We start from the raw sequence: 3,534 nt of genomic DNA, 5'->3' as shown, positions 1-3,534 counted from the left end.
GGTCTCGGCGTGCGGCCGGCCCCCAATCGCGGTGACGCCGGTACCCACGATCATCGGGCCTGAGCCGTCGTCACGCACGATGATGGTGCCGACGGATGGATTGGTCGAGGTGCGACCGGCGTTCTTGCGCGACAGCCGCAAGGCAGCGGCCATGAAACGGCGGTCAAGGGCCGCTTGCTCGGCCTCGCTGCGTTGCGGTGCTGCCATGCTCAGCCGGCGTCCTCTTCGCTCTTTTCCTCATCCCCCTTCAGCTCGCCGAGCAGCTCGTGGAAATCCTTGGCCTCGCGGAAATTGCGATAGACCGAGGCGAAGCGCACATAGGCGACATCGTCGAGCGACTTCAGTGCATCCATGACCAGCCGGCCGACCTCGCCGGAAGCCACTTCCGTTTCGCCGGAACTTTCGAGCTGGCGCACGATGCCGGTCACGGCGCGGTCGATGCGTTCGGGGTCGACGTTGCGCTTGCGCACCGCGATCTCGACCGAGCGCAACAGCTTGTCGCGGTCGAACGGCACTTTTCGCCCTGATTTCTTGACCACGACGAGGTCGCGCAACTGCACGCGTTCGAACGTGGTGAAACGGCCGCCGCAATCGGGGCAGACACGCCGCCGGCGGATCGCCGCGCCGTCCTCGGCGGGGCGCGAATCCTTCACCTGCGTATCTTCGGACTGGCAATAGGGACAGCGCATGGAGAGCCTTGGGTTCGCGAATCTGGTGAGGTGAAAAGGCTTAGAGCCTTTCCGGTCCGGATTGAAGCAGTTCCGTTTCTTCGACGGCCTGCCGCGCCTCAGAGATAGCGAGGCGCGAGGAAGATTGCCAGCGCGGCAAGCAGCCAGACTGCGATGCCGCCGGCAACAGCCAGGCGATAGTCGACCTTCGATGAACAGCCAGCAGGCGCCGAGGAAGGCGAGATAGGCCGGAATCGTCTTCATTCCGGCAAGGCAGGCATCGCGGAATCCGCCTGGATCGCCCTTGGCGCCGACAGCGAGCAACGCGATGATGGCAAAGTCGGCGCCAGCGGCAGGATCCCGGGTAAGACATTGCCCCGCTTGGACGCCCAGACGATCAGGGCCGTCACCAGCCCGCCGACCACGCCTTTCCAGAGAATGTCCATGGCCCCGCTTGCTCCAGCCAAGCCGTTAAGGCGCAACATCCTTGGTTGGGAAGCCGCAAGATGTGCCGAGATTGCGATAGGCCTTTGTGAAACCGTCCATCGGAATGCTGGCGACGGCCTGCTTGCCGAAGGTGACGTCGAGCGATGTGACTTTTCGCATGGCCCGCAGCAACGCCAAACTTGTCTTGGCCTGGTTGTCTATCGTCCAGCTGGGACGGCCATTGACGGCATCGTTGGAGTAAACCGTCGCGGAAACTTTGACGCCCGGATCGCCGAAGATGGCCGCGATCTTCTTGTCGGCCGGCAGGGTCCGGTTGTCGATGGTGATCATGATGGCCGGATAAGCATCGGGCGGCAGCGCGTCGCCGGTCGAGATCGACAATGTCAGCGTGCCCGAATTGCCACCCGCGTCGAAGAACGCCGTGGAGGCCGCGCAGGTCTTGTGCGCATCCTGGCCGGTGTCGAGCGTATCGACCATGGTCGTCCATCGGCCGAAACTGCTGGTGGCGGGCATGTCCGGAGCGGGCGGCGTCTGCGCCAAAACGGACCCGCAAGCAGCCAGCCAACCGAAGGCGCCAAGTGAGGCAAGACAAAAATCGCGCATCATCAATTCTCCAGTTCCATGCGTCACCCGATCAGGGGTGACGCACTGCCGGCGGATAAAAGATGACGCGTCGCGCCCGGTCAACCGAGATAGGATGGTCAAGCCAGATAAGGATGGTCAACCGAGATAGGGATAGAGCGGGAATCGATCGGTCAATGCGACGACCTTGGCCTTGACCGCCGCCTCGACCGCGGCATTGCCTTCGTCGGAATTGGCGACCTTGAGCCCATCCAGCACCTCGGCGATCAGCTTGCCGATTTCACGGAATTCGGCCTGGCCGAAGCCGCGCGTGGTGCCGGCCGGCGTGCCCAGCCGCACGCCCGAAGTGACGAAGGGCTTTTCCGGATCGAAGGGGATGCCGTTCTTGTTGCAGGTGATGTTGGCGCGGCCAAGGGCCGCTTCGGCGCGTTTGCCGGTGGCGTTCTTGGGCCTGAGGTCGACCAGCATCAGGTGGTTGTCAGTGCCGCCGGAGACGATATCGAGGCCCGTTTCCTTGAGGCTGGAAGCCAGCGCCTTGGCGTTGGCGGCGACGCTTTCGGCATAGACTTTGAAGCTCGGCTTCAGCGCTTCGCCGAAGGCCACCGCCTTGGCGGCAATGACATGCATCAGCGGACCGCCCTGCAGGCCGGGGAACACCGCCGAATTCATCTTCTTGGCGATGTCCTCGTCATTGCACAGGATCATGCCGCCGCGCGGGCCGCGCAGCGATTTGTGCGTGGTGGTCGTCACCACATGGGCGTGCGGCAAGGGCGAGGGATGCACGCCGCCGGCAACGAGGCCAGCAATGTGCGCCATGTCGACCATCAGATAGGCGCCGACCGCGTCCGCGATCTCGCGAAAACGCTTCCAGTCCCAGATGCGCGAATAGGCGGTGCCGCCGGCCAGGATCAGCTTCGGCTTGGTCTCGTGCGCGGTCCTCTCGATGGCGTCCATGTCCAGCAGATGGTCGTCCTTGCGCACGCCATAGGAGACGACCTTGAACCATTTGCCGCTCATGTTGACCGGCGAGCCGTGGGTGAGATGGCCGCCGGAATTGAGGTCGAGGCCCATGAAGGTGTCGCCGGGTTGCAGCAGCGCCAGGAACACCGCCTGGTTCATCTGGCTGCCGGAATTGGGCTGGACGTTGGCGAAGTTGCAGCCGAACAGCTTTTTCGCGCGCTCGATGGCCAGTTCCTCGGCCACGTCGACGAACTGACAGCCGCCATAGTAGCGCTTGCCCGGATAGCCCTCGGCATATTTGTTGGTCATGATCGACCCCTGCGCTTCGAGCACGGCGCGAGAGACGATGTTCTCCGAAGCGATCAGCTCGATCTCGTGGCGCTGGCGACCGAGTTCATTGCGGATGGCGCCGAAGATCTCCGGATCGGCATCTTCCAAAGTGGTTTCGAAAAAGGATTCGAATTTGTTGGACGCCGCCGCTGCTGTTGCCATGGCCTGAGTTCCCCGGGGTTGGAAGGGCAAATTCGTGGATGCAGTCGTCCCAAACCACTGGGCGGTTCTGGGCGACATGCATTGCGTTCGCCGGCCATTAACACAGTTGTTTTGGGCTCGCCACGTTTGCGGCGCGAAATTTGCTGGCCGGTTTGCGGCAAAGGATCGGGGCGGACCGCTATTTCCTGTCCCGCCGCTGCTTCAGCAAGGCCTCGGCCAATGTGATTTCGGAAAACAGGGCGCGCATCGTGTGATCATTGATCTCTTGGCTGCGGAACATGTCGCGTAGCGCGGATCGCTCGGCTTCGATGCCCGCCGCCCTGAGTTCGAGCTCCAGCCTGCCGGCCTCACGGGCCTCTGCGCGGGCCTCGTCGGCTTCGTCGGA

4 protein-coding genes and 2 pseudogenes are annotated in these 3,534 nt (G+C 63.3%); all 6 read right to left on the bottom strand.

Annotated features, from left to right (window positions below):
* A pseudogene (locus O7A61_RS31525) lies at positions 1–207 on the bottom strand (bifunctional diaminohydroxyphosphoribosylaminopyrimidine deaminase/5-amino-6-(5-phosphoribosylamino)uracil reductase RibD); the annotation flags it as partial.
* 2 nt (positions 208–209) lie between these two features.
* The gene (gene nrdR / locus O7A61_RS31520) at positions 210–689 is read right to left on the bottom strand and encodes a transcriptional regulator NrdR (protein ID WP_015318247.1); all 480 of its coding nucleotides are present in this window, start codon (positions 687–689) and stop codon (positions 210–212) included.
* A gap of 239 nt (positions 690–928) precedes the next feature.
* Entirely contained in the window at positions 929–1,114 is a 186-nt protein-coding gene (locus O7A61_RS31515; protein WP_337133070.1) for a hypothetical protein, read from the bottom strand.
* A gap of 25 nt (positions 1,115–1,139) precedes the next feature.
* Positions 1,140–1,718 (bottom strand): hypothetical protein, encoded by a 579-nt coding sequence (locus O7A61_RS31510; protein ID WP_442921136.1) that lies wholly within the window; start codon positions 1,716–1,718, stop codon positions 1,140–1,142.
* 117 nt (positions 1,719–1,835) lie between these two features.
* The gene (glyA, locus tag O7A61_RS31505) at positions 1,836–3,149 is read right to left on the bottom strand and encodes a serine hydroxymethyltransferase (RefSeq protein WP_337107535.1); all 1,314 of its coding nucleotides are present in this window, start codon (positions 3,147–3,149) and stop codon (positions 1,836–1,838) included.
* 178 nt (positions 3,150–3,327) lie between these two features.
* Positions 3,328–3,534, bottom strand: a pseudogene (locus O7A61_RS31500) (Na+/H+ antiporter); the annotation flags it as partial.

It is taken from the genome of Mesorhizobium sp. Cs1321R2N1 (assembly GCF_037179725.1).
Lineage (GTDB): Bacteria > Pseudomonadota > Alphaproteobacteria > Rhizobiales > Rhizobiaceae > Mesorhizobium > Mesorhizobium salmacidum.
This window is presented reverse-complemented; position numbering and strand designations above follow the sequence as displayed.